29 protein-coding genes are annotated in these 23,979 nt (G+C 74.2%); 15 read left to right on the forward strand and 14 right to left on the reverse strand.

Annotation, left to right across the window (positions count from 1 at the left end; genetic code table 11):
* Positions 1-23 precede the first annotated feature (23 nt).
* Genes kdpC through V7S47_RS08470 form a run of 3 tightly spaced genes read left to right on the forward strand, consistent with a single transcriptional unit; the run spans position 24 to position 3,810 of the window.
* Positions 24-638, forward strand: a complete 615-nt coding sequence (gene kdpC / locus V7S47_RS08460; RefSeq protein ID WP_336561160.1) for a potassium-transporting ATPase subunit KdpC — start codon at positions 24-26, stop codon at positions 636-638.
* Positions 639-640: 2 nt separating this feature from the next.
* Positions 641-3,127 (forward strand): sensor histidine kinase, encoded by a 2,487-nt coding sequence (locus V7S47_RS08465; protein ID WP_336561161.1) that lies wholly within the window; start codon positions 641-643, stop codon positions 3,125-3,127.
* Entirely contained in the window at positions 3,124-3,810 is a 687-nt protein-coding gene (locus V7S47_RS08470; protein ID WP_336561162.1) for a response regulator transcription factor, read from the forward strand. The genes V7S47_RS08465 and V7S47_RS08470 overlap by 4 nt, the downstream gene beginning before the upstream one ends.
* A 37-nt stretch (positions 3,811-3,847) precedes the next feature.
* Here V7S47_RS08470 and V7S47_RS08475 read toward each other — a convergent pair whose 3' ends face one another.
* Both V7S47_RS08475 and V7S47_RS08480 read right to left on the reverse strand, forming a co-directional pair.
* On the reverse strand, positions 3,848-4,624 hold the full coding sequence (locus V7S47_RS08475; protein WP_336561163.1) for an EI24 domain-containing protein: 777 nt from the start codon (positions 4,622-4,624) through the stop codon (positions 3,848-3,850).
* A 27-nt stretch (positions 4,625-4,651) separates the two neighbouring features.
* Complete coding sequence (locus V7S47_RS08480; RefSeq protein ID WP_336561164.1) at positions 4,652-5,056, reverse strand: DUF4446 family protein; 405 nt, start codon at positions 5,054-5,056, stop codon at positions 4,652-4,654.
* Between the two features lie 22 nt (positions 5,057-5,078).
* On the opposite strand from V7S47_RS08480, the gene V7S47_RS08485 reads away from it, so the two are divergent.
* The gene (locus V7S47_RS08485) at positions 5,079-5,918 is read left to right on the forward strand and encodes a prephenate dehydratase (protein WP_090852021.1); all 840 of its coding nucleotides are present in this window, start codon (positions 5,079-5,081) and stop codon (positions 5,916-5,918) included.
* Between the two features lie 14 nt (positions 5,919-5,932).
* A complete protein-coding gene (locus V7S47_RS08490) occupies positions 5,933-6,724 on the forward strand; it encodes an ion transporter (RefSeq protein WP_336561165.1) in 792 nt (263 codons plus the stop codon).
* On the opposite strand, the gene V7S47_RS08495 is transcribed toward V7S47_RS08490, so the two are convergent.
* Positions 6,678-7,019, reverse strand: coding sequence for a hypothetical protein (locus tag V7S47_RS08495; protein ID WP_090852019.1), 342 nt, complete (start codon positions 7,017-7,019; stop codon positions 6,678-6,680). The genes V7S47_RS08490 and V7S47_RS08495 overlap by 47 nt on opposite strands.
* A 106-nt stretch (positions 7,020-7,125) precedes the next feature.
* On the opposite strand from V7S47_RS08495, the gene larB reads away from it, so the two are divergent.
* From larB to V7S47_RS08510, 3 genes are read left to right on the forward strand one after another with little or no spacing between them, the layout of a single operon-like run.
* Positions 7,126-7,809, forward strand: a complete 684-nt coding sequence (larB, locus tag V7S47_RS08500; protein ID WP_336561166.1) for a nickel pincer cofactor biosynthesis protein LarB — start codon at positions 7,126-7,128, stop codon at positions 7,807-7,809.
* Positions 7,806-8,957, forward strand: coding sequence for a nickel pincer cofactor biosynthesis protein LarC (gene larC, locus V7S47_RS08505; protein WP_336561167.1), 1,152 nt, complete (start codon positions 7,806-7,808; stop codon positions 8,955-8,957). Before larB ends, larC begins: the two co-directional genes overlap by 4 nt.
* Positions 8,958-8,987: 30 nt before the next feature.
* On the forward strand, positions 8,988-10,217 hold the full coding sequence (locus V7S47_RS08510) for an arginine deiminase (protein ID WP_090852011.1): 1,230 nt from the start codon (positions 8,988-8,990) through the stop codon (positions 10,215-10,217).
* Here V7S47_RS08510 and V7S47_RS08515 read toward each other — a convergent pair whose 3' ends face one another.
* Both V7S47_RS08515 and V7S47_RS08520 read right to left on the reverse strand, forming a co-directional pair.
* On the reverse strand, positions 10,218-11,324 hold the full coding sequence (locus V7S47_RS08515; RefSeq protein WP_336561168.1) for a hypothetical protein: 1,107 nt from the start codon (positions 11,322-11,324) through the stop codon (positions 10,218-10,220). It lies immediately after the preceding gene.
* Positions 11,321-11,824, reverse strand: a complete 504-nt coding sequence (locus V7S47_RS08520) for a SigE family RNA polymerase sigma factor (RefSeq protein WP_170866948.1) — start codon at positions 11,822-11,824, stop codon at positions 11,321-11,323. The genes V7S47_RS08515 and V7S47_RS08520 overlap by 4 nt, the downstream gene beginning before the upstream one ends.
* Before the next feature lie 57 nt (positions 11,825-11,881).
* Here V7S47_RS08520 and V7S47_RS08525 point away from each other — a divergent pair, with 57 nt between their 5' ends.
* Positions 11,882-12,250: a Crp/Fnr family transcriptional regulator gene (locus V7S47_RS08525; protein WP_336561169.1), complete on the forward strand. Its 369-nt coding sequence runs from the start codon at positions 11,882-11,884 to the stop codon at positions 12,248-12,250.
* On the forward strand, positions 12,247-13,224 hold the full coding sequence (locus V7S47_RS08530; protein ID WP_336561170.1) for an adenylate/guanylate cyclase domain-containing protein: 978 nt from the start codon (positions 12,247-12,249) through the stop codon (positions 13,222-13,224). The genes V7S47_RS08525 and V7S47_RS08530 overlap by 4 nt, the downstream gene beginning before the upstream one ends.
* Before the next feature lie 48 nt (positions 13,225-13,272).
* Here the strand turns inward: V7S47_RS08530 and V7S47_RS08535 are convergent, their stop codons facing one another.
* Both V7S47_RS08535 and V7S47_RS08540 read right to left on the reverse strand, forming a co-directional pair.
* On the reverse strand, positions 13,273-14,217 hold the full coding sequence (locus V7S47_RS08535) for a DUF5926 family protein (protein WP_336561171.1): 945 nt from the start codon (positions 14,215-14,217) through the stop codon (positions 13,273-13,275).
* A gap of 11 nt (positions 14,218-14,228) precedes the next feature.
* Positions 14,229-15,008: a glycerophosphodiester phosphodiesterase family protein gene (locus V7S47_RS08540; RefSeq protein ID WP_336561172.1), complete on the reverse strand. Its 780-nt coding sequence runs from the start codon at positions 15,006-15,008 to the stop codon at positions 14,229-14,231.
* 29 nt (positions 15,009-15,037) lie between these two features.
* Here V7S47_RS08540 and V7S47_RS08545 point away from each other — a divergent pair, with 29 nt between their 5' ends.
* Together V7S47_RS08545 and V7S47_RS08550 are read left to right on the forward strand one after the other, a co-directional pair.
* Positions 15,038-15,511 carry a nucleoside deaminase gene (locus V7S47_RS08545; RefSeq protein ID WP_336561173.1) on the forward strand — a complete coding sequence of 158 codons (474 nt, stop codon included), beginning with the start codon at positions 15,038-15,040 and terminating at the stop codon, positions 15,509-15,511.
* A gap of 154 nt (positions 15,512-15,665) precedes the next feature.
* The gene (locus V7S47_RS08550; RefSeq protein ID WP_336561174.1) at positions 15,666-15,872 is read left to right on the forward strand and encodes a hypothetical protein; all 207 of its coding nucleotides are present in this window, start codon (positions 15,666-15,668) and stop codon (positions 15,870-15,872) included.
* Position 15,873: 1 nt separating this feature from the next.
* Here the strand turns inward: V7S47_RS08550 and V7S47_RS08555 are convergent, their stop codons facing one another.
* The gene (locus V7S47_RS08555) at positions 15,874-17,067 is read right to left on the reverse strand and encodes an ATP-binding protein (protein WP_090851979.1); all 1,194 of its coding nucleotides are present in this window, start codon (positions 17,065-17,067) and stop codon (positions 15,874-15,876) included.
* Positions 17,068-17,088: 21 nt separating this feature from the next.
* Entirely contained in the window at positions 17,089-17,364 is a 276-nt protein-coding gene (locus V7S47_RS08560) for a hypothetical protein (protein ID WP_336561175.1), read from the reverse strand.
* 57 nt (positions 17,365-17,421) lie between these two features.
* Between V7S47_RS08560 and V7S47_RS08565 the strand changes: the two genes are divergently transcribed.
* Positions 17,422-18,288, forward strand: coding sequence for an Fpg/Nei family DNA glycosylase (locus V7S47_RS08565; protein ID WP_336561176.1), 867 nt, complete (start codon positions 17,422-17,424; stop codon positions 18,286-18,288).
* A gap of 18 nt (positions 18,289-18,306) precedes the next feature.
* On the forward strand, positions 18,307-18,636 hold the full coding sequence (locus V7S47_RS08570; protein WP_336561177.1) for a rhodanese-like domain-containing protein: 330 nt from the start codon (positions 18,307-18,309) through the stop codon (positions 18,634-18,636).
* Positions 18,637-18,643: 7 nt separating this feature from the next.
* Here V7S47_RS08570 and V7S47_RS08575 read toward each other — a convergent pair whose 3' ends face one another.
* Together V7S47_RS08575 and aat are read right to left on the reverse strand one after the other, a co-directional pair.
* Positions 18,644-19,093, reverse strand: coding sequence for a hypothetical protein (locus tag V7S47_RS08575; RefSeq protein WP_336561178.1), 450 nt, complete (start codon positions 19,091-19,093; stop codon positions 18,644-18,646).
* A gap of 9 nt (positions 19,094-19,102) precedes the next feature.
* Complete coding sequence (gene aat / locus V7S47_RS08580; RefSeq protein ID WP_090851964.1) at positions 19,103-19,789, reverse strand: leucyl/phenylalanyl-tRNA--protein transferase; 687 nt, start codon at positions 19,787-19,789, stop codon at positions 19,103-19,105.
* Positions 19,790-19,906: 117 nt separating this feature from the next.
* Between aat and V7S47_RS08585 the strand changes: the two genes are divergently transcribed.
* Positions 19,907-20,599, forward strand: a complete 693-nt coding sequence (locus tag V7S47_RS08585) for an EcsC family protein (RefSeq protein ID WP_090851961.1) — start codon at positions 19,907-19,909, stop codon at positions 20,597-20,599.
* On the opposite strand, the gene V7S47_RS08590 is transcribed toward V7S47_RS08585, so the two are convergent.
* Genes V7S47_RS08590 through V7S47_RS08600 form a run of 3 tightly spaced genes read right to left on the reverse strand, consistent with a single transcriptional unit; the run spans position 20,560 to position 23,971 of the window.
* The gene (locus tag V7S47_RS08590; protein ID WP_336561179.1) at positions 20,560-21,777 is read right to left on the reverse strand and encodes a hypothetical protein; all 1,218 of its coding nucleotides are present in this window, start codon (positions 21,775-21,777) and stop codon (positions 20,560-20,562) included. The genes V7S47_RS08585 and V7S47_RS08590 overlap by 40 nt on opposite strands.
* On the reverse strand, positions 21,774-22,883 hold the full coding sequence (locus tag V7S47_RS08595) for a hypothetical protein (RefSeq protein ID WP_336561180.1): 1,110 nt from the start codon (positions 22,881-22,883) through the stop codon (positions 21,774-21,776). The genes V7S47_RS08590 and V7S47_RS08595 overlap by 4 nt, the downstream gene beginning before the upstream one ends.
* Complete coding sequence (locus V7S47_RS08600; RefSeq protein WP_336561181.1) at positions 22,880-23,971, reverse strand: hypothetical protein; 1,092 nt, start codon at positions 23,969-23,971, stop codon at positions 22,880-22,882. The genes V7S47_RS08595 and V7S47_RS08600 overlap by 4 nt, the downstream gene beginning before the upstream one ends.
* Positions 23,972-23,979 lie beyond the last annotated feature (8 nt).

Raw genomic sequence — 23,979 nt, forward strand, 5'->3', positions numbered from 1 at the left:
CTCAACCACCGCAAAGGACTGCCATGACCGACCTGCTGCACCTGTTCCGCCAGAGCCTCGCCGGGCTGCGCCTGATGGTCGCCGCCACCCTGCTGCTCGGGCTGGCCTACCCGCTCGTGATGACCGGCTTCGCCGCCGTCGCCTCGCCCTGGCAGGCCCGCGGCTCGCTGGTCACCTCGACCGGCGCGCACACGACCGACCCCTCGGAGGCGGTCGGCTCGGAGCTGCTCGGGCAGGGGAACACCGACGACGCGCTGTTCTTCCCCCGCCCGTCGGCCGCCGGCGAGGGCTGGGACACGCTGTCGACGTACGGCTCCAACCTGGGGCCCGAGAGCCCCGACCTCGTCGCCGCCATCGAGGAGCGGCAGGCCGAGGTGGCCGAGCGCGAGGGCGTCGCGGTCTCCGAGGTCCCGGCGGACGCCGTCACCGCCTCGGCGTCCGGCCTCGACCCCGACATCTCGAAGGCGTACGCCGCCCTCCAGGTGCCCCGGGTCGCGGCCGCGAACGACCTGTCCGAGGACGCCGTACGACGCCTGGTCGCCGAGCACACCGCCGGCCGGACCCTCGGCGTGCTCGGCGAGCCGCGCGTCAACGTGCTGCTGCTCAACCTCGCGGTCCGGCGGCTGGCAGGATCGTGACCGTGCACGAGCCTCGCCGGGGACGGCTGACCGTCTACCTCGGTGCCGCGCCCGGCGTCGGCAAGACCTACGCCATGCTCGGCGAGGCCCGGCGGCGCGGGGAGCGCGGCACCGACGTCGTCGTCGGGTACGTCGAGACCCACGGCCGCCCGCACACCACGGCGCAGGTCCAGGGGCTCGAGGTGGTGCCCCGACGCGAGCTCGTCCACCGCGGCACCACCTTCACCGAGATGGACACCGACGCGGTGATCGCGCGGCGGCCCGAGGTCGTGTGCGTCGACGAGCTCGCGCACTCCAACGTGCCGGGCAGCCGGCACGAGAAGCGCGCCGAGGACATCGAGCAGATCCGCCGGGCCGGCATCGACGTGATCACCACCGTCAACATCCAGCACCTCGAGTCGCTGAACGACGAGGTCGAGCGGATCACCGGCGTCAAGCAGCGCGAGACGGTGCCGGACGAGGTGGTCCGCACGGCCGACCAGATCCAGCTGGTCGACATGTCGCCGGACGCCCTGCGGCGGCGGATGGCGCACGGGAACATCTACCAGGCCGACAACATCGACGCCTCGCTCACGTCGTACTTCCGGGTGGGGAACCTGACCGCCCTGCGCGAGCTGGCCCTGCTGTGGCTGGCCGACCGGGTCGACGACGCGCTCGACGACTACCGCCGCGCGCACCGCATCGACCACCCCTGGCCGACCAAGGAGCGGATCGTCGTCGCGGTCACCGGCGGCGCCGAGTCGGAGACCCTGCTGCGGCGGGGCGCCCGCCTCGCCCAGCGCGCCGCGGGCTCGGAGCTGCTCGCCGTCCACGTGATCTCCACCGACGGGCTGGCCGTCCCCGACGACCGCCGGGTCGCGAAGGTCCAGCAGCTCGTCGACTCCCTCGGCGGCAGCCTGCACTCGGTCGTCGGCGAGGACGTCCCGACGTCGGTGGTCGACTTCGCCACCGGCGCCAACGCCACGATGATCGTCGTCGGCGTCTCCCGGCACGGCCGGCTGCGCCGGCTCTTCGCCGGTACGACGGGCGACCGGGTCGCCCAGCTCGCGGGCTCGGTCGACGTGCACCTGGTCACCCACGACCAGAGCGCCCGCGCGGGCCGGCCCCGGTGGTACCTCTCCCCGCTCAGCCGGACCCGTCAGTACGCCGGCCTGCTGCTCGGCCTGCTGCTGCCGGTGCTGCTCACCGTCGTGCTGGACCACTTCCACGAGCCCGACCAGCTGCCGCTCGACGTGCTGCTGTTCCTGGCGCTGACCGTGCTGGTCGCGCTGGTCGGCGGGCTGGTGCCGGCCCTGCTCGCGGCGGTGCTCGGCTTCGTGCTGATGAACTGGTTCTTCACGCCGCCGCTGAACCGGATCACGGTCGCCGAGCCGGAGAACCTGGTCGCGCTGCTGGTCTTCGTGGCGGTCGCGGTGGCCGTCGCGACCGTCGTGGACCGAGCCTCGCGGCGGGCGGCGGACGCCGTACGGGCGCGGGCGGAGGCGGCCACCCTCGGCGCGCTCTCGCGCTCGGTGCTGACCGGCACCGACACGGCGGACGCCGTCGTCACCCGGTTGCGGGAGACGTTCGGCCAGGACGCCGTCTCGCTGCTGGAGCGCACCGCGGCCGGCTGGACCGTGCTCGCCTCGAGCGGCGGCCCGTGCGCGTCGCACCCCGACGACGGGGACACCAAGGTGACCGTCGACGACGACCACCTGCTGGTCCTCTGCGGGTCGCCGCTGCGGGCCTCGGACCGGCGGGTCCTGGAGGCGTTCGGGGTGCAGACCGGGCTGGTCCTGGAGTACCGCCGGCTGCGGCGCCGCGAGGAGGAGGCGGCCGCGCTGGAAGGCGCCGAGGCGACCAGCACCGCCGTCCTGCGCGCGGTCTCCCACGACCTGCGCACCCCGCTCGCGACCATGCGGGCCTCGGTCGACGGCCTGGTCTCGGGCTCCCTCGACGCCGCGGACCGGGCCGAGCTGGTCGCCTCCGTCGACTCCTCCACCGAGCAGCTGGAGCGGCTCATCGACAACCTGCTCGACCTGTCCCGCATCCAGTCCGGGCTGATGCGGCCCGCGCTCACCCCGCGCAGCCTCGACGAGGTGCTGCCGCTGGCCGTCGCCGGGCACGGCCCGGGACTGGTCTTGCTCGAGGTCGACGAGGACGCGCCGCTCGTCCTCACCGACGCCGGGCTGCTCGAGCGGGTGGTGGCCAACCTGGTCGGCAACGCCGTACGGCTCTCCGGCGGCGAGCCGGTGCGCGTGCTCGCCCACGTGCTGGCGGAGACTGTGGAGGTGCTCGTCGTCGACCGCGGCCCCGGCGTACCGCCTGCCCAGCGGGAGCGGATGTTCGAGCCCTTCCAGCGCCTCGACGACTCCTCGCCCGGCGGTCTCGGGCTCGGCCTGGCCGTCGCCCGCGGGCTGGCCGAGTCGGTCGGCGGGTCGCTGGCGGCCGAGGACACCCCGGGCGGCGGGCTGACCATGGTGCTCACCCTGCCGCGGGCGCTGCCGTGAGTCCCCGGGTGCTGGTCGTCGACGACGAGCCGGCCCTGGCCCGCGCCCTCGCGATCAACCTGCGCGCCCACGGCTGGGAGGTCACCACCGCGGCCGACGGCCGCTCCGCCCTCGACGCCGCCGCCTCCACCCACCCCGACGTCGTGCTCCTCGACCTCGGCCTGCCCGACCTCGACGGCACCGAGGTGATCGCCGGCCTGCGCGGCTGGTCGGCCGTGCCCATCGTCGTGCTCTCGGCCCGCCAGCACGGCGAGGACAAGGTCGAGGCGCTCGACCTCGGCGCGGACGACTACGTCACCAAGCCGTTCGCGATGAACGAGCTGCTCGCCCGCCTCCGCGCCGCCGTACGACGCGGCGCCTCCGCTCCGGCCTCCTCGTCCGACGCGGTGGTCGAGGTCGGGCCGCTGGTGATCGACCTCGCGCGCAAGCGGGTCGCGCGCGAGGGGGACGACGTACGGCTGACGCCCACGGAGTGGGCCTTCCTCGAGCTGCTCGCCCGCAACGTCGGCCGGCTGGTCACCCGCGAGCAGGTGCTGCGCGAGGTGTGGGGGCCGGCGTACGAGCACGAGTCGCACTACCTGCGCGTCTACGCCGCCCAGCTGCGCCGCAAGCTGGAGGCCGACCCCGCCCACCCGCGGCACCTCCTGACCAGCCCGGGCCTCGGGTACACCCTGGAGCCCTGAGGAGGTCGTCGGGGTAGTCCGTCACACGGTGGTTGGTCTACTCCTCGGTAACAACCCCTGTGTGACGGACTACCCCGACGTCGCGCCCGTCCAGGATCTCCCGCACGAGCATGGTGGAGCCGACGACGGCGGCGGGCATGACGGCGACGGCGCCGAACGGGACCAGGAAGAACGCCTGGGTGGCCAGGCCCAGGCCGAGGACCGACGAGCCGTGGCCGGCCAGCACCTCCCGGCGGGCCGCCCGGTCGAGACCCCGGGACTCCAGCGGCCGCGAGACCAGCTCGCCGGCCAGCAGCCGCGCGGAGACCACGAAGCCCAGCACCGCGCCGACCACCGCGCCGACCAGCGGCAGGAAGCCGATCACCGCGAGCACCAGGGCCATCCCGACGCCCGCCAGCATCAGCCCGCCCGCGTCGCGCAGCGAGCGCCAGAACCCGACGCCGCCCTCGGGAACCTCGCCGCCGATCATCCGCTCGGTCTCGCGCCAGATCCGCTCGTAGAACGGGTCGCCGATCGCCAGGGTCAGCCCGGTGAAGGTCACGCTGGCCAGCAGCACGGCGCCCCCGACCACCAGCAGCGCCAGCCCCACCCGCAGCAGGGTCCGGACGCCGCCCCAGTCGTCCGCGAACGGCGTCAGCCACGCGACCAGGTCGCCCACGGTCAGCACCAGCGCGACCAGCGCGGCGGTCACCAGCACCAGCACGATCAGCGCCGGCACCATGCCCAGCAGCATCAGCCCCGGACGCCGGCGCCACATCGAGAACCCCTGCAGGACGTACGACGCCCCGTGCGCCACGCCGACCGGTCCGCTCACGGGCCCCAGGCTAGGGCCGGTGCCCTATCAGCGGCGCTTCGGGCGCGCGTGGTCGATCGCCTCGAGCTCCTCGGGCGAGAGCTGCTGCTCGCAGGTCCAGGAGGCGATGCTCTTGGCGTAGGTGCGGGCCTCGGACCGGCCGGCGATCGAGGTCAGCACCACGCCGTGCCCGGAGTCGTCGAGCAGGGCCACCGACCAGGAGAGGTGGCCGCCCATGTCGCCGAACGCGTCGTACCGGACGACCGCGAGGTGGCGCAGCGCGTCCTTGGCCTCGGTGCGCAGCGCGGCGACCTCCTGGCGCAGGCCGTGCACGTCCTCGGGCAGCTCCGCCGACGTCGTACGACGGCCGCTGCGGACCTGGCGCAGCAGCACCAGGACCAGCGCCAGGGCGACCAGCGCGACGACCAGTGAGAGCACTCCGAGGACGACCACTCCCCGACCCTAAACTCAGGCCGTGACCGAACGACGACGCATCGCCTACCAGGGCGAGCCCGGCGCCAACTCCCACCAGGTGTGCGTGCAGCACTACCCCGACTGGGAGTCCGTGCCGTGCGCCTCGTTCGAGGACGTCTTCGCGGCCGTGGAGGCCGGCGAGGCCGACCTGGCGATGATCCCCATCGACAACTCGATCGCCGGCCGGGTGGCCGACATCCACCACTTCCTGCCCGGCTCGGGGCTGCACATCATCGCCGAGCACTTCCTGCGGATTCGCTTCCACCTGATGGCGGTGCCGGGTGCCGCGCTCGACGAGATCACCACGGTGCACAGCCACGTCCACGCGCTGGGCCAGTGCCGCAAGATCATCCGCGAGCACGGCCTGAAGGCGATCATCTCCGGCGACACCGCCGGCGCGGCCCGCGAGGTCGCCGAGATGGCCGACCGGACCCAGGCCGCGATCAGCCCGCCGCTGGCCGCGGAGATCTACGGCCTGCAGATCCTGGCCGAGGACGTCGAGGACGAGGACCACAACACGACGCGCTTCGTCGTCCTCAGCCGCGACCTGGTCGAGGCGGCGCCCGGCAACGGGCCGGTGGTCACCAGCTTCATCTTCAACGTCCGCAACCTGCCGGCGGCGCTCTACAAGGCGCTCGGCGGGTTCGCGACCAACGGGGTCAACATGACCAAGCTGGAGAGCTACATGGTCGGCGGCGAGTTCACCGCCACCCAGTTCCTCGCCGAGGTCGACGGCCACCCGTCCGACGCCGGCCTGGCCCGGGCGCTCGAGGAGCTCACGTTCTTCACGACGGACGTGAAGATCCTCGGGGTTTACCCGGCGGACGCGTTCCGGTCCTGACAGACTCACCGCTCGTGAGAGAACGGGTCCTGCAGCTCGTCGAGTCGGCCCGCTTCCAGTGGTTCATCATCGGCGTCATCCTGGTCAACGCGGCCGTCATCGGCGCGGAGGTCTCCCCCTCCTGGATGGCCGAGCACGGCGACGCCACGACCGCGGTCGGCCGGGTCACCGTGGTGATCTTCGTGATCGAGATCGTGCTGCGGATCTACGCCCACGGCCGCTCGTTCTTCCGGGGCGGCTGGAACCTCTTCGACCTGTTCGTCGTGCTGATCGCGCTGACGCCGGGCGCCGGGTCGTACTCCGTCCTCCGGGTGCTCCGGGTACTGCGCGTCCTGCGCCTGCTCTCGACGATCCGGTCGATGCGGCTGGTGGTCGCCGCGCTGGTGAAGACCGTGCCCGGCATGGCCTCGATCGGCGCGCTGCTCGGGATGCTGATCTACATCTCGGCGGTGATGGCGACCCAGATGTTCGGCGACGCCGATCCCGAGCGCTTCGGCTCCCTGGGCGACTCGCTGGTCGCGATGTTCACCATCACCACCGGCGACGACTGGGCCAACATCATCAAGCCGTCGGTCGAGGCCTACCCGGCCGCCTGGTTCTTCTTCATCGTCTACATCGTCGCGTCGGCCTACATCGTGCTCAACCTCTTCATCGCGGTCGCCGTCGAGGCCCTCGACCGGGAGGCCGAGGAGGTCACCGACGAGATCGAGGAGGTCGTGGACGAGTCGACCGAGGCGATCCTGGCCGCCATCGCCGACCTCAAGACGCAGGTCGCAGGCCTGGAGCTCCGACTGGACCGGCGCTGAGCTGACGGGCCAGCCGGTCGACCTGCGCCTCCAGCCGCCCGAGCTCCGCGACCAGGTCCATCTCCCCCGCCAGCCGGGGCAGCTGGCGGGTGCCCCACTGGTCGCGGCACTCCTCCTGGACCGCCATCCGGGCCCGCAGCACCGCGCCCCGGCGCTCGGCCGCGCCGTCGAGCACCCGGTGGGCGGCGGCGCGGTCGCCCGTCGCCGCCGCCCGGACCACCTCGGCCAGGGCCGACTGCGTGAGCCGGGCCAGGTCGTCGATCGCGAAGCGGGTGCGTTCCTGCGAGGTGGTCATGACTCGATGCTGCGCCGTGCGCGCGGGCGCCGGTGACGTCCTGACGGATCCCTGACGGGACGGACGTCGTTCCTGACGGAAGCCGGACGCCGGATAGATTCACCGGGTGAGCGAGCCAGATCCCCGTATCGCCGACCTCGGCTTCGCCCGGGTCGACGTCGACCGCGCGGCGCGCACCGGCGACCCCGAGGTCGTGTACGGCGAGGGCAAGACGCCCGACCAGGTGGTCGCGATCCTGCGGACCCTGCACGAGCGGCACCCCGACCGGGCCGTCCTGGCCACCCGGCTCTCCCCCGAAGCGCTCGCGGTCGTCGCCCGCGACCTCCCCGACGCGGTCCTCGACCCCGTCGCGCGGGCCGTCACCCTGGGCCCGATCCCCGCCCCGACCGGCACGGTCGCGGTCGTCAGCGCCGGCACCTCCGACGCCCCGGTCGCCGCCGAGGCGGCCCTGACCATCCGGGTGCACGGCGGCGAGGTCGACCGGATCGACGACGTCGGCGTGGCCGGGCTGCACCGGCTGCTGGCCGTGCGGGACCGGCTCGCGGAGGCCGACTGCCTGGTGGTCGTCGCCGGCATGGAGGGCGCGCTGCCGTCGGTGGTCGGCGGGCTGACCGGGGTGCCGCTGGTCGCCGTACCGACGAGCGTCGGGTACGGCGCCTCCTTCGGCGGCCTGTCCGCGCTGCTCGGGATGCTCAACTCCTGCGCGCCGGGCGTCACGGTCGTCAACATCGACAACGGGTACGGCGCGGGCGTCTTCGCCGCCCGGGTCGCGCGGCAGTCCGTGCGATGAGCCGCACCGTCTGGATCGACGCCTCCTCGGGGGCCAGCGGCGACATGCTGCTCGGCGCCCTGGTGGGGGCGGGTGTCCCGCTGGACGTCCTCCAGGCCGCCGTCGACGACGTGGCTCCCGAGCCGATCGCGCTGCGGGTCGAGGCGGTGACCCGGAGCGGGTTGGCGGCCACCCGGGTGCACGTGGAGGGCACCGAGTCCCACCACCACCGCACCTGGCGCGACGTGCGCGCGCTGATCGGCGGCCACGAGCGGGCGCTGGCCGCGTTCGAGCGGCTGGCCGTCGCCGAGGCCGCCGTGCACGGGACCACCCCCGACGAGGTGCACTTCCACGAGGTCGGCGCCCTCGACGCGATCGCCGACGTGGTCGGGGTCTGCGCGGGCTTCGACCACCTCGACGCGACCGCGGTGACCGTGTCGCCGGTCGCGGTCGGGTCGGGGACGGTCCGGGCCGCGCACGGCACGCTGCCGGTCCCGCCGCCCGCGGTCGTCGAGCTGCTGCGCGGCGTGCCGTCGTACGCCGGGCCGGCCCCGTTCGAGTCCTGCACCCCCACCGGCGCCGCGCTGCTCGCGACCCTGGCCACCGCGTGGGGCCCGCAACCGTTGCTGACCACCTCGTCCGTGGGCGTCGGCGCGGGCGGGCGCGACCCGGAGGGGCACGCCAACGTGCTGCGGCTGCTGGTGGGCGCGTCCTCACCTGCCTCGGCCGGCACGGAGCTCGTCCTGGAGGCCAACGTCGACGACCTCGACCCCCGGCTCTGGCCGAGCGTTCTGGACGCGCTGCTGGCCGCCGGCGCCGCCGACGCCTGGCTGACGCCGATCCTGATGAAGAAGGGCCGGCCCGCCCACACCCTGTCGGTGCTGGTCACGCCGGAGCGGGCCGACGTCGTCCGCGACGTGGTCTTCCGGGAGACGACCACGATCGGGCTGCGCTCGTACGACGTCGCCAAGCACGCCCTCGACCGCTCCTCGGTGGACGTCGTCGTGGGTGGCCAGGTGGTGTCCGTGAAGGTGGCCCGGCTGGAGGGCCGGGTGGTCAACGCCCAGCCGGAGTACGACGACGTCGCGCGGGCCGCAGCCGCACTCGGGCGGTCGGTGGGCGACGTGCTCGCCGAGGTGCGGGCGACGTACGACGGACGGATTGTCTGACAATCCCGCCGGAGGCACTACGCTCCTCCCATGACGTCCACGGGTGCCGAGCACGGCGCGAGCAGCGAGGTCGGCCGACTCCAGACGGTGATGCTGCACCGTCCCGGCAACGAGCTGAAGCGGCTGACGCCCCGCAACAACGACAAGCTCCTCTTCGACGGCATCCCGTGGGTGGCCCGCGCGCAGGAGGAGCACGACGCCTTCGCGCAGGCCCTGCGCGACCGCGACGTCGAGGTCCTCTACCTCACCGAGCTGCTCACCGAGACCCTGGAGAGCGAGGTCGCGCGCAACCACGCGATCACCTCCGCCCTCTCGGGCCTGCACCTCGGCGACACGATGCGCGGCTACCTCGCCCGCTTCCTGCGCGAGGCGTCGCCGGCCGAGCTGACCGACTACCTCACCGCGGGCATCCGCAACGACGAGGTGCGCGGCGGCTTCGGCCTGGTCACCTCGCTGCTCGACCCGCACGACTTCCTGGTCGACCCGCTGCCCAACCTGCTCTTCACCCGCGACTCCAGCGTGTGGGTGCAGGACCGGGTGGCGATCACCTCGCTGTCGATGCCGGCCCGCAAGCGCGAGACCCAGCTGACCGAGCTGATCTACACCGAGCACCCCCGCTTCCGCGGCACCCGCAAGATCCACGGCTGGCACAGCGAGTACGTCGAGGGCGGCGACGTCCTCCTGCTCGGCGACGGCGTGATCGCGGTCGGCGTCGGCGAGCGGACCACCCCGGCCGGGGTCGAGCGCCTGGCCCGCCAGGTCTTCCACGCCGACCTGGCCCACACGGTCCTCGCCGTCCCCATCGCGCAGGAGCGCGCCACCATGCACCTCGACACGGTCTGCACGATGGTCGACGTCGACAAGATCGTGATGTACCCCAACGTCGCCGACTCGCTGACGGCGTACGCCGTGACGCTCGCCGAGGGTGCCGAGTCCGACGCCGAGCTGACGCTGCGGGTGGCCGACGCCGAGCCGTTCCTGGTCGCCGCGGCCAAGGCCATGCAGATCGACACCCTGCACCAGATCGACACCGGCCTGGACCCGGTCACCGCCGAGCGCGAGCAGTGGGACGACGGCAACAACACCCTGGCCCTCGCCCCCCGGGTCGCCGTCGCCTACGAGCGCAACGACGAGACCAACGCCCGGCTCGAGGACGCCGGCATCGAGGTGGTCCGGATCGCCGGCTCCGAGCTCGGCTCCGGCCGCGGCGGGCCGCGCTGCATGAGCTGCCCGGTCGCGCGGGAGCCGCTGCCGGCCTGATCAGAGGCCGGGGAGCAGGACCCGACCGCCCGGGACGAAGGCGTCGGTGCCGGGCTGCGACGGCTCCACGAGCGCGCAGCGGAGCTCGACCACCGAGCAGCGCCAGATGCCAGTGACGGCCTCGTCCTCCGCGAGGTACTGCGCCACCACCACCTCGCTGTCGCTCTCCCAGCCGACGACTCGCAGGTCGCCCTGCTCCAGGGGGACGACGGTCGCTCCAGCCCGGGTCGCGATCCGGATCCCACCGGCAGCGGCCTCGGCGTACTGCTCGCCGTCGCCGGACCACGCTCCGGAGCCGTCGCCGTCGGTCTCCCAGAGCGCTCGGAACCGGTTGCGGTGGTCGACCTCGCCCACCACGAGCGTCCCGGGACGCGGTGCGACCAGGCCACCCGGCCGCGGACCGACGAGACCGACCTGCGCTTCGGCGCTCAGGCCGGAAACCGGCCGGATCGTCTGCTCGTCCGGGTCCCAGGTCGAGAGCTCGGTGGCGTCCGCGCTGCGGAGCACCACCCGGCCGTCGGGCAGCACGCCGACGGCCGCCGAACCCTCCGCCTCCGGCGGCAGCGACAGCGCCGACCCGCCGGTGGCCGAGCTGACCACGACCGACCAGTCCGTCTCGGGATCACCCTCGACCCAGGCCACCGTCCCGTCCGCGCCGATGACGGGCGTCCCGCTGACCGGGCCGTCCCCCAGGGGGTTGGGACCACCCCGGTCGACACGCACCCAGGCTCCTGGATCGGTCCGGACCAGCGTGGTCCGACCGGTGTGCAGGATCGCGGCCGCGTCGACGGCGACCTGCGCGTCGCCGAGATGCAGCTGTCCGTCGTCGGAACCCCACCACGGGAGCTCCAGGGGCCGGGCCAGGGCGTCCAGCGTCGGCGCCGGAGCCGGGTCGACCGCCCGGTCGTGGCCGCCCGCCAGCCCGGTCTGCCCGAGCACGGCCACGACCGCCACGGCCGCGGCGGCCAGGCCGGCGACGACCGAGCGGCGTCGTACCCGCTCGCGACGACCGGCGGCGACCAGGCCCCGGGTGTCGACGTGCGGGGCGTCCAGGTCGGTGGCGAGCGAGCCCAGCTCGCGGGCCAGGCGCTGCTCGAGGTCGTTCATGCCTGCTCTCCCATCGTCTCGCGCAGCGACCGCAGGGCGGCCGAGCAGGTGGACTTCACGGTGCCGGGGGCGATCCGGAGCTCCTCGGCGATCTCGCGCTCGCTGAGCCCCTCGTAGTAGCGGAGCACCACCACCGCGCGCTGCCGCGGCGGCAGCGCGCTGACCAGCGGCCAGAGGGCGAGCCGGTCGTCGGGGTCCGGGTCGTGGACGGCGGCGTCGGGCGGGCTGTGCACCAGCCGCTCGCGGGTGAACCGCGCGGGCCGCCGCGAGGACACGAAGGCGTTGACCAGGGTGCGCCGCGCGTAGGCCTCGGGCGAGGTGGCCCGGGAGACGCGGCGCCACGCGGCGTACACCTTCACGAGCGCGACCTGCAGCAGGTCCTCGGCGTCGGCACGGCTGCCGGTGAGCAGGTACGCCGTCCGGAACAGGGTCGCCGAGCGGGCGGCGACGAACTCCTCATAGGAGCCCGTCCTCGCGTCGCCGGCCACGGAGTCGATCATCACGTCCGGTAGACGCGGCCTGTTGTGCGGGTGGTTCAGTCGGGGAACCATGCGGTCATGACGGAATCGTTCTTCGACGCGTTCAGCCCGCAGGAGGTCGCACGGATCAGCGCCGCCGGCACCCACCTGACCCTCCCGCAGGGCTGGTCGCCGATCGGCGAGAACACCCCCGCCGACAAGGCGTACGTCGTCCTCGGCGGCACCGTCTCGGTCCGCCGCGACGGTGCGGAGGTGGCCCAGCTCGGGCCCGGCGACATCGTCGGCGAGGCGGCGATCCTGAACCGGAAGCTGCGCAACGCCACCATCGTGGCCCTCACCCCGCTCGAGCTGATCCACCTGACCGCCGAGTCGGTGCGAGAGCTCTGCGACGAGATGCCGACCTTCCGGGCCACCCTGGACCGGGTGGCGGAGTCGCGGCTCGGGTGAGCGACCAGCCCGACCTCTCGGGGGCGCTCGAGACGGTCGAGGAGTACCTCCTCGGCTCGCGCCCCTCCCTGACCCGCGTCGAGGTGGCCGCGGAGGCCGGCGTACCGCTGGTGGTGGCGGAGCAGCTGTGGCGGCTGATGGGCTTCCCGAACGCGGCCGACGACGACGTCGCGTTCACGGCCGCCGACGTCGAGGCGCTCCGGCTCAGCCACGACCTGATGGAGCTCGGCATCCTCAGCCCGGAGCGGCAGGCGGCGCTGGTGCGGACGTGGGGGCGCAGCTACGCGCGGCTCGCGGAGTGGCAGACCACGCTGCTCACCGACGTCGCCATGGAGGCCGACGACCCGGTCGCCCAGCTGACCTCGCTGGCCGAGCAGGTGCTGCCGCGGGTCGAGTCGCTGCAGTCCTACGTCTGGCGCCGCCACCTCGCCTCGGCCGCCTCGCGCACCCTCGCGGTGGAGTCGGTCGGCTCCCCCGCCGCCCCGCTCGCGGTCTGCTTCGTCGACATCGTCGGCTACACCTCCCGCAGCAAGGCGCTCAGCGAGGCCGAGCTGGTCGGCTGGATCGAGGGCTTCGAGGACGCCGCCACCGGCGTCGTCGCCGACCACGGCGGGCGGATCATCAAGAACATCGGCGACGAGGTCCTGCTGGTCGCCGACTCGGCCGCGGACGCGGCCGAGATCGCGCTGACCATGACCGCGCGCGGCGCCGACCCGGCCGACGACTTCCCGGAGGTCCGGGCCGGGGTCGCGTACGGCGACGTCGTCTCGCGGCTCGGCGACGTCTTCGGCGAGACCGTCAACATCGCCGCCCGGCTCACCTCCGTCGCCCGGCCCGGCACGGTGCTGGTCGACCGCGGCACGCACGACACCCTCGACGGCGACCCGTCGTACGTCTTCCGGCACCTGCGGCGGACGCCGGTGAAGGGGTACGCCAAGCTGCAGCCGTTCGTGCTGCGGCGCCACGCCGGTTGAGGTGCTCGGGAGCGAGGCTCGCTTCGCTCGCACCTCAACCGGCGGCGATCAGCGGATGGTGACCTGGCGGTTGGCGAGCCCGCTGCGGGCGGAGCGCTGCTCGGGGGTCAGGTCGGAGGTGTCGGCCAACGCCTCGGCGAGCGCTGTCGCGAACTTCTCGGCGGGCTCCTCGAGGGCCTCCGGGCCGGTGCCGACGGGGAGGTCCCAGACCGGGCAGAGCAGGCCGTGGGCGCGGAACATGCCGACCAGGCGGGAGTCCGGCACCAGCACGTCGGCGCCGGCGGCGTGCAGCCGCGACAGCGCGTCGAGCAGGTCGTTCTCGGGCTCAGGCATCACCCAGCGCAGGTGCTCCTTGGTGCCGACGTTGGTCCAGTACGCCGCCGGCACCGACGTCAGCTTGGCGGTCGGGTGCACCGAGCCGTTGGCCTGCTCGAGCGCGGCCTCCATGCCGGTCTGGTCCTCGACGTCGGCGACCCAGTACTCGAAGCCCTCGTGCACGGTGATGTCGAGCTCGCCGCCCTCGACCAGGTCCTGCAGCCGCGGGCCGGGGCCGGGGTCGCTGGTGAGCCCGACGATGCCGGACTCGCCACGCTCGGCCTGCTCCAGCGCGGCCGTCAGCACGGCGGCCAGGTCGCGGGACGGGTCGCCGAAGGCGTGCTGCACCTGCAGCCCCAGCCACACCTCGCCGCTGTCGCGCACCATCGCCGGCGCGGCCATCGGCAGCAGCGACGCGAGCAGCACCTTGCGGTCGCCGTCCTTCAGGGTCAGCGGCGCGGTCGCGGCGGGCACCAGCTCGCGCAGGGCGACCAGGTCCGGCTCGGACGGCAGGCCCTCGAACGGGCGGCTGACGTACGCCGTACCGGCGCCGCCGGGCGCGCCGTGGCAGGCCTTGTAGCGCTTGCCCGACCCGCACGGGCAGGGCTGGCGCGGGCCGACCTCGCCCTCGGCGAGGGGGGCGGCGTCGCGGTTCTTGGTGCGGGACTTCTTGGCCATGAGGCCGGACTCTAGTTGTCGAGCAGCTCGAGGAGGTACGCCGGGCGGTCGCTGATGACGGCCTTCACGCCGAGCTCGCGGCACAGCTCCAGCTGCGTGGGCGTGTTGACCGTCCACACGTGCATGTCGTGGCCGCTGCGGGTGATCCGCTGCCCGAACCGCGGGTGCTCGGTCAGCTCGTCGATGCCCGGCCCGACGATCCAGTCGTCGCCGATCACCCGTCGCAGCATCGGCCAGAACTCGACCCGGTCGATCAGCATGACCAGGGGGATGTCGGGCGCCAGCCGCTCGACCCGCTGCAGCGCGGTGTAGGAGAAGCTCATCACCCGCGCCGGCGTGCCGGGGCCGTCCCAGCCGAAGTCGCGCAGCAGCTCGACGACCCGCTTCTCGACGAGGCCGCCGTACCGGGTCGGGTGCTTGGTCTCGATGGCGATCTCGACCCGCCGGTCGTAGTCGGCGACCACCTCGAGGAGCTTGCGCAGCGTGAGCACCTTGTCGTGCTCGGCGTCGCGCTCGGGTGCCTCGTCGTCGAGGTCGGCCCAGGGGTTCTTCCAGGACGCGAAGTCGAGCTCGGCCAGCTCGGCGAGCTCCATCGTGGAGACGGTGCCGCGGTGGCTCGCCGTACGGCGGAGGCTGCGGTCGTGCACGCAGACGAGGTGCCCGTCGGCGGTCAGCCGGACGTCGCACTCCAGGCCCTCGGCCCCCGCGTCCAGGGCGGCGACGTACGCGCCCAGGGTGTGCTCGGCGTTGTCGTGGCTGGCGCCCCGATGAGCGACGACCTGCGGCCTCATGGCGCCCATCATTCCGCGAGGATGGCGGCATGGACGACACCGGACTGCTCCGACACGCCATCGCGATCTCGGCCGACGCCGTGGCCCACGGCAACCACCCCTTCGGCGCGCTGCTGGCCTCGCCGTCCGGCGAGGTGCTGCTGACCGCGGAGAACACCGTCGTCACCGAGCGCGACGTCACCGGCCACGCCGAGACCAACCTCGTCCGCCTGGCCTCGCGGACCCTCGCGCCGGCCGACCTGGCCGCGGCCTCGCTCTACACCAGCTGCGAGCCCTGCGCGATGTGCACCGGCGCGCTCTACTGGGCCGGCATCGGCCGGCTGGTCTTCGCGATGTCCGAGGCCGACCTGCGCGAGATCACCGGCGCCCACCCCGACAACCCCACCCTGGCCCTCCCCTGCCGCGACGTGCTCGCCGCCGGCTCTCGTCGTACGCCGGTCGAGGTGGTCGGGCCGCTCATCGCCGACGAGGCGGCCGTGCACCACGCGGGGTTCTGGGGGTGAGGGCGTCGGGTGTCCTACTTCCCCTGATCACCGGGTAAGTAGGACGTTCCCGGCCAACGCGATCCCCGGGAACGTCCCGGAAAGGCCAGGAACCCCCGCGGCCGACCGCGGCGCACCGTCGACGCCGGCCCGATCGACGGCGTAGGTTCCCGGCATGAGCAAGCCGTTCGGCGAGGACCTGTGGCGCAACGTCCAGGCGGTGCGCCTCGACGGCGACGGCACGTTCCACGCCCCGGTCCGGGCGAACGGCACCGACGGGATCGTCGTCGGGACCGAGGCGATCGCCGCGGCGGACGCGCGGCCGGCCGATCCGGCTCCCGCCCGGCCGGGACTGCTGCGCCGACTGCTGCGGCGCCGCTGACCTACCCCTGCTCGCGCAGGTACCGCCCGAAGTGCGGCACCGTGAACGCGATCCGGCCCCGCTCACCGGAGTAGATCAGCCCCTTCTTCAGCAGCGAGTCGCGGGCGGGCGAGAGCGACTGCGGCTTCTTGCCGAGCACGGCGGCGACCTCGGCGGTGCCGACCGAGCCGACCGCGTCGGAGTCGGGGCCGGCGGCGTCGGCCATCGCGCGGAGGTACTCGCGCTCGCCCGGGGTCGCCCGCTCGTAGCGGGAGCCGAAGAAGCCGACGGCCAGCTCGCGCTCCGCCTCGGGCGCGGCCACGGCGATGTCGGACGCCGTGATCGGGCTGCGGGGGGCGACGTCCCAGGCGGCCTTGCCGTAGGCCTGGATGAAGTAGGGGTAGCCGCTGGTGGCGTCGTAGAGGGCGGCCAGGGCGGCGTCGGCGTACGCCGCGTCCTCCTCGGCGGCCGGTGACGACAGCGCCCGGTCCGACTCCTCGCGGGAGAGCCGGTCGATGCGCTGGTAGGAGAAGAGCCGCTCGGAGTAGGACTTGCTCGCCGACAGCACCGCCGGCAGGTGCGGCAGCCCGGCGCCGACGACGATGACCGGCAGCCCGTTCTGCGACAGCTCGTGGCAGGCGGCGCAGAGGGCGGAGACGTCGTCGGCGCCGAGGTCCTGCATCTCGTCGACGAAGACCGCGATCCCGCGGCCGGTGTCGGAGGCGAGCCCGCCGACGTCGGTCAGCAGCTCGACCAGGTCGATCTCGACGTCGCCGGAGTCGGCGCGCCCGCGCACCGGAGGTACGTCGATGCCGGGGCTCCACCGGTCCCGCAGCTTGGCGTCCGGCCCGGCCTCGCGCTGCGCGAAGGACCGGATCACCCCGAGCACGTGGTCGGCCTCGTCGGTCGAGGGGTGGCCGAGCTCGCGGACCGCCTGGTGCAGCGCGGAGGACAGCGGCCGGCGCAGCGACTGGTCCGGGCGCGCCTCCAGCTTGCCGGTCCCCCAGCCCCGTCGTACGGCGGCCGAGCGCAGCGCGTTCAGCAGCACGGTCTTGCCGACGCCGCGCAGCCCGGTCAGGACCAGCGAGCGCTCCGGCCGGCCGCGCGAGACCCGCTCGAGGACGACGTCGAAGGCCCGCAGCTGGTCGTCGCGACCGGCCAGCTCGGGCGGACGCTGACCGGCGCCGGGGGCGTACGGGTTCCGGATCGGGTCCACGCGAGGACCGTATCGGGGTGTCTAGGAAATTTCGTAGACCGGCGCCGTGTCGGCCGGGTCGTCGCGGTCGCCGACCGCGGCGTCGTAGGCGAGGTCCAGACCGGCGCGCAGCATGTCGATCAGGTCGGGCACCTCGTCGACGGCCAGGCGGAACGACCCGGCGCAGACGTTGTCGCGCCACAGCGACAGCACGACCAGGCCGGACTCGTGGTGCCAGGAGACCCGCAGCGCGCGCTCCGCACCGCGGGCGTCGAGGTAGATCGACCCCAGTGGCGGGAGCGGACGGGCGGCGGCCATGCCCCATCATGCTCCGGACCGGCCCCGGTTGTCAGTGCTTCCTCCTAGACTCACAGGGTGCCCGAGCTGCCCGAGGTGGAGGCGCTGGCCCTCGACCTGAGGAGCCGGCTGGACGGTCGCGCGATCACGAAGGTGCACGTGGCCCAGTTCAGCGCGCTGAAGACCTTCGACCCGCCGCTGTCGGCGGTCGAGGGGACGCTGGTCGACGACGTGACCCGGCACGGCAAGTTCCTCGACCTCGAGGCCTCCGGCGTCCATTTGGTCCTCCACCTCGCCCGGGCCGGCTGGGTGCGGTGGCGCGACGAGGTCCCGACCATCCCGCCGAAGCCGAGCACCAAGTCGACGCTGGCGGTCCGGGTGGTCCTCGACGACCAGTCCGGCCTCGACATCACCGAGGCCGGCACCCGCAAGAGCCTGGCCATGTACGTCGTCCGCGACCCCCAGGACGTCCCCGGCATCGCCAGCCTCGGCCCCGACCCGCTGACCGACGACTTCACCGTCGACGTCCTCGGCGCGATCCTTCAGCGCGAGGGCCGCAAGCAGGTCAAGGGCGTGCTGCGCCACCAGGGCACCATCGCCGGCATCGGCAACGCCTACTCCGACGAGATCCTGCACGCGGCTCGGATGTCCCCCTACAAGCCGGCGAGCAGCATCGAGGGCGACGACCTCCAGACGCTCTACGACGCGCTGCGCACCACCGTCGGCGACGCCGTCGAGCGCTCGCGCGGGCTCGCCGCCAGCGAGCTGAAGAAGGAGAAGAAGACCAACCTCGCCGTGCACGGCCAGACCGGCCGGCCCTGCCCGGTCTGCGGCGACATCGTCCGCGAGGTCTCCTTCGCCGACTCCTCCCTGCAGTACTGCCCGACCTGCCAGACCGGCGGCAAGCCGCTCGCCGACCGGCGGATGAGCCGGTTGCTGAAGTAGCCGTCGTACGGTGGTCCCATGATCCCCAGCGTGTCGATCGACGGCGTCCCGGACCCGCTCCCGGAGGGCCTCGCGGTCCTCGACGTGCGCGAGGACGTCGAGTGGGAGCACGGCCACATCGACGGCGCGGTGCACATCCCGCTGATGGACCTCCCGCAGCGGCTCGACGAGATCCCGGTCGGCCAGGTGCTGGTGGTCTGCAAGGTCGGCGGCCGCTCGGGCCAGGCGGTCGGCTACCTCGCCCAGCAGGGCATGGACGTCGTCAACCTCGACGGCGGGATGCTCGACTGGGCCGGCGCGGGCCGGCCGATGGTCAGCGAGACCGGGCAGGACCCGCAGGTCGTCTGAGCCGTCCTCAGTACGGCGCACCGCAGGTGGCGCGGGCCCAGTCGTCGAAGGCGTGGTAGGCCGCGTCCTCGGACTCGCTGAGCTGCGGCAGGTCGTCGAGCGCCGAGAGGTCGGCGTCCAGCGCCCCTGACGGGATCGACCGGTTCTTCTCGGCGTAGACCGTCAGCCCGCGTCGCACCTCCGCATCGACGTCCCGGGGCAGGCCGGCGGCCGCCATCCGGTCGGCGTACTCGACCTGGTTGTCGGCGAAGTCGGCAGCACCCGTCGCCATGTCGTCCATCAGCGGGAACGGGTTCAGGAACGCTGCGCAGAACTCCTCCTTCGTCCCGACAAGGACCGAGGGCGAGGGCTCGTCGTCCGTGTCGGCGCAACCGAGCACCAGCCACACGACCCCGGCGACGGCGGCGACGGTGGTGAGCGCGGCCGTGGCGACAGCTGCGACGAGGAGGCGGTCCACGGCGGGAGGCTAGTGCCCGGCGAACACCCCCGGCAGCGGAACGGTGAGTGACGCCCGCAACAGCTCCAGGTACGACGCCCGCGGCACCTCGACGACCCCCAGCGAGGCCAGGTGCGGGGTCTGCCACTGCACGTCGAGCACCCGCCGGTCGGCGTGCTCGTCGCGGAGCAGCTCGACCAGCCCGACCAGGGCCACCTTGGAGGCGTCGGTCGCGCGGTGGAACATCGACTCGCCCGCGAACAGACCGCCGATCGCGACGCCGTACAGGCCGCCGACCAGGCGCCCGTCCTGCCAGGTCTCGACCGAGTGCGCCCAGCCCAGGTCGTGCAGGCGGCCGTAGGCGCGGCGGATGTCGCGGTCGATCCAGCCCTGCGGCCGCCGCGGGTCCGCGCAGGCGGCGACGACCTCGTCGAAGGCGGTGTCGACCCGGACGTCGTACTCGCGCACCGAGCGGCGCAGCGAGCGCGACACCCGCAGGCCGTCGAGGGGCAGCACGCCGCGGTCGACGGGGCTGAACCAGTACGTCGGGTCGCCGCGGCGGGCGCCGGGCATCGGGAACAGCCCCGAGCGGTACGCCGCCAGCAGGGTCCCCGGCTCCAGGTCGGCCCCGATCGCGACCAGGTCGTCGAGATCCCCGTCGTCGGCGAGCGCCGGGTCGGGCAGGACCCAGGGCGTCGCAGGCGGCTCGATCGGCACGCCTCGACCCTAGTGCCGTGCGTCGAGAGTCCTGGGGCGCTTCGCGCACTCCGAGCACGCCGACCGGTCGACGACTTCCGACGCACGGCACTAGGACGTGCTCCGTACGATCTGGCCATGGGCACCAAGGGCAAGGTCACCAGCGGCGTCGCCCGCCAGCTGGCCCCGCGCGCGATCGCGATGGCGCCCGGGCTGACCTCGTCGTTCGTCCGCGAGGCGCTGCACCGCGCCATCGCCGGCGTCGGCCCGCTGCCGGCGGCGTCGAAGGCTGCCGACGCCCAGCTGCGCGAGCAGAAGGGTGACGTCGACAAGGCGATCCACGAGGTGATCGAGAACCACGTCCGGTACGCCGGCGCGCAGGGCTTCGTCACGAACATCGGCGGCGTCGTGACCGCCGCGCTCACCATCCCCACGAACGTCACCGGCCTGGCGCTCGTCCAGTGCCGGATGGTCGCCGGGATCGCCCACCTGCGCGGCCACGACCTCGACGACCCGCGGGTCCGCAACGCGATCCTGGCCTGCCTGCTCGGCCGCGAGAGCGTCGACAAGCTGGTCAAGAAGCGCAAGCTGCCGGCACCGCCGATGGCGCTGGCCACCGCGCCGCAGCACGACCCCGAGCTCGACCGGCGGATCAGCACCGAGGTCGGCACCGAGATGGTGGCCCGGGTCGCCGGCAAGCGGCTGGCCGTGACCGTCGGCCGGCGGGTGCCGGTCGTCGGCGGGCTGGTCGGCCTGGGCGCCGACGGCTACGCGACCTGGAAGATCGGCCGCTACGCCTCCTCCGAGCTCCTGCCCCGCGCCCGGCGGTAGACCCCCAGCAGGCGCTGGCCGGTCGCCCCGGACTGCAGCCGCGCCACGACCCGCTCCTGCCACCGGTACGTCGGGTCCAGGTGGGCCCGGTCGAGCTCGCCGCGCAGGTCCTCGACCTCGCGCTGCAGCCGCATCTCGGCCTTGCGGATCCGGGCGTTCTCCAGCAGCAGCGCCTCGATCGCGTCGAGCGAGGCGCTCGCGACCTGCCGCGGCACCGGCCGGTCGGGGTCGGCGAACGTGGCCGGCGGCGGCGGCGCGCGCAGGTCGTCGAGGTCGCCGACGACGTCGTACCCCTGGGCGCGGATCTCGTCGATCCACACCTGGGTGACCTCCTCGACCCACGGGTGCACGGCGGGCGGCAGGGCCAGGCGCGGCGTGTCGGTACGGCGCGACAGCGTCTGGTGGGCGAGCAGCTCGCGGACCAGCGGCCGGTAGAGCGCCGAGTCGACGACGCCGTCCGTCCGACGGTTGATGCGGCGCACGAGCGCGGTCTCCGCGGCGCCGAGCGACGGGTTCACCCGGCCCGCGTGGTCGAGGTCGAGCGGGACGTCGTCGAGGCCGAAGGCCCGGCTGAACCGCTCCCAGAGCAGGTGCCGCGGTCCGCCCGGCGCCGGCACGGTGACCAGGTGCACCTGCTCCGGCGGCAGGTCGAAGCCCCAGCGGTCGAGGATGTCGGGGAGCTCCTGGACCCCCCAGAACCAGGTGGCGATCCGGCCCTCGCGCGCGGGGTCGCGGATCTGGTCCAGGAAGCTCGCGTAGCTCAGCCGGCTGCGGTGCTTGACGTTCTCCTGCCACTCGGCCGGGATCTGCCGGGCCAGGTCGCGCACCGAGAGCACCAGGTGCACCTCGGCGCCGGAGCCGTGGCCGAGCGACTCGAGGGCGCGGGCCGCCTGCGCGCGGGAGGCGGTCGCCAGGATCTCGTGGCTGATGATCGCGGTGCCGTCGTGCGCGCGCACGGCCGCAGCGAGCCGGTCCCAGGCGCCGACGGCCTCGGACTCCAGGCCGCCCCAGGCCAGCCGCATCAGGTCGAGCGCAGCCAGGAAGTGCTCGTCGAAGCGCTCGGCGGGGTAGAGGATGCCGTGCTCGGCGAGGAGCGGGCGGTTGAGGAACAGCACGTCCTGGAGGTACGACGTGCCGGTCTTGGGGGTGCCGACGTGCAGCAGGACGCGCGCGCTCATCCGACTCCTCCGGTCGCGTTCTCGTGCAGCAGCCGCAGGGCCAGATCGAGGACGTCGCCGTCGCGCGGCGCGTCGACGCCGTCCCCGGGCGGTCGCAGCAGGACGTCGAGGTCCCCGACGACCGGGTAGCCCTCCTCGCCCAGGGTCCGGTGCAGCCGCTCGGCCTGCTGCCGCACCCACGCGTGCCGGGACTCCGGGACCACCAGCGGCGGGCCGCCGCTCCCGGTCAGCCGCGGCAGGAGGTGCTCGCGGAGCAGCCGCACGCGCACCGGCCGCTCGACCAGCACGCCGAGCACCTCCCCGACCCGCCGGGCCAGCTCGCCGGCGGCGGCCGAGACCGGCGGCGGAGGCGTCAGCCCGGGGGCGTCGAGCAGCCCGGGCAGCGCCGCCGGGTCGAGCACGACGCGGAGCCGGTCGTCCCCGACCTCGCCGCGCCAGTAGCGGGCGACCCGGGCCAGGTCGGCCCGCCGAGGAGGCGTACGACGACCCGTGGCCGCGTCCAGCCACTCGGGCCAGGACGCGGTGCCGGACGAGAAGCACCGAGCGAGCCACAGGTCGACCAGCATGCCGGCCAGGTCGCCGCCCACGACCACCACCCGCTCGTCGCGCCCGCCGGGCGGACGGCCCTGCGCGACCAGCTGCTCGCGGGCCCGGGTGGCCGGCCAGGGGTCGCCGACCAGCCGGTAGTGGACCGGCCCGGGGCCGCGCCGCAGCCACGACCGGCGCGCGGGCGCGGCCGGCCCGGGGTCGGGCAGGTCCTCACCGGCCAGGTCCTCGGCGAGCAGCCCCGAGGCGACCCGCACCAGCTCGTCGTCGGGCAGCGCGGCGGGATCGACCGGTCGCGGCCCGAACCGTCGGTCGCGGGCCGCGCCGACCAGCTCCAGGTCGGGACGGCCGCGCCCCGGGGCCCCGGCCGCGAGCACCCGCTCGGTCAGCGCGGAGGTCGTCGTACCGCTGAGGTGGAGGCGGCGCAGCAGCTCCAGCTGCTGGGCGCCGGGCAGGAAGCGGCCCACGGGGTCCGCCTCGCCCTCCCATCCGACCCAGGGCGTGGTCCCGCCCGCACGCAGGTGGGCGTGCCAGCCCCAGGCCCGTCGCTCGCCGCTCATCGGTCACGCAGCCTGCGGGCGACCTTGCCGACCCGGGCCACCAGCTGATCGTCGGGCCCCGGGCGCCGGTCGGCCTCCATGATGACCGCCACCAGCGCGTCCATGGTGGCGTGGGCCACCGCCCGCTGGCCCGGCCGGTCGGGATCGTGCCAGGGCGCGTCCGGGTCGGGGCGGACCGGGCGCAGGTCGGCGAGGTCGCCGACCACGTCGACCCCCGACCCGACCAGCCAGTCGTGCCAGCGGTCCGCGACCTCGTCGGCCCAGTCGTAGGCGTCCGGCGGGAGGGTCACCTTCCGCGGGTTCTCGGCCACCGCGAGCGTGTCGTGCACGATCAGCTGTCGGACCAGCTCGGCGTAGCCGTCGTACCCCAGGCCCTCGGCGCGCAGCCGGGTGTTCAGCCGGCGCAGCATCACGCTCTCGGCCGCCCCGATCGACGGGTTGCGGCGCACGCTGTCGAGCGGCGCCCAGGCGGGGTCGACGGCGATCGCCCGGCAGAACCGGTGCCACAGCTCGCTCGGCGCCCCACCGGGCGGCGGCACGGTGACGACGTGGACGCGGTCGGGGGTCAGCTGCCGGCTCCACCGCTCCAGGACCCGGGTCAGGTCCTGGACCTGCCAGAACGACTTCGCGGTGTCCGAGCGCGGGTTCTTGCGCACCCGGCGCGCGAACCGGCGGTACGACGACACGTCCTGGTGCTTGAGCCGCTCCTGCCACTCGGCCGGCACCTGCCGGGCGATGTCGCGGGCGGTGAGGACGAGGTGGAGCTCGGCCGGGGCGAGCGAGGTGACCGCCCGCTCGACCTGGTCGCGGTCCGCGCCGGCCAGGATCTCGTGGCTGATCACGACGGTCCCCTTGGCCCGCCGGACCCGTCGTACGAGCGCGTCCCACTCGCCGCCCACGTCGTTCCCGACCCCGGCCCAGCGCCGCTCGACCAGGTCGAGCGCGGGCCGGAACATGTCGTCGTGCGGGCCGACGGGGTAACGGACGCCGTGCCGGGCGAGGGTCGTCCGGTTGAGGGCCAGCCGGTCCTGCAGGTAGGTCGTGCCCGTCTTGGGCAGGCCCAGGTGGAGGTAGACGACGTCGGCCATAGCCTGAT

The organism is Nocardioides sp. CCNWLW216 (assembly GCF_037120545.1).
Taxonomy (GTDB): domain Bacteria; phylum Actinomycetota; class Actinomycetes; order Propionibacteriales; family Nocardioidaceae; genus Nocardioides; species Nocardioides lianchengensis.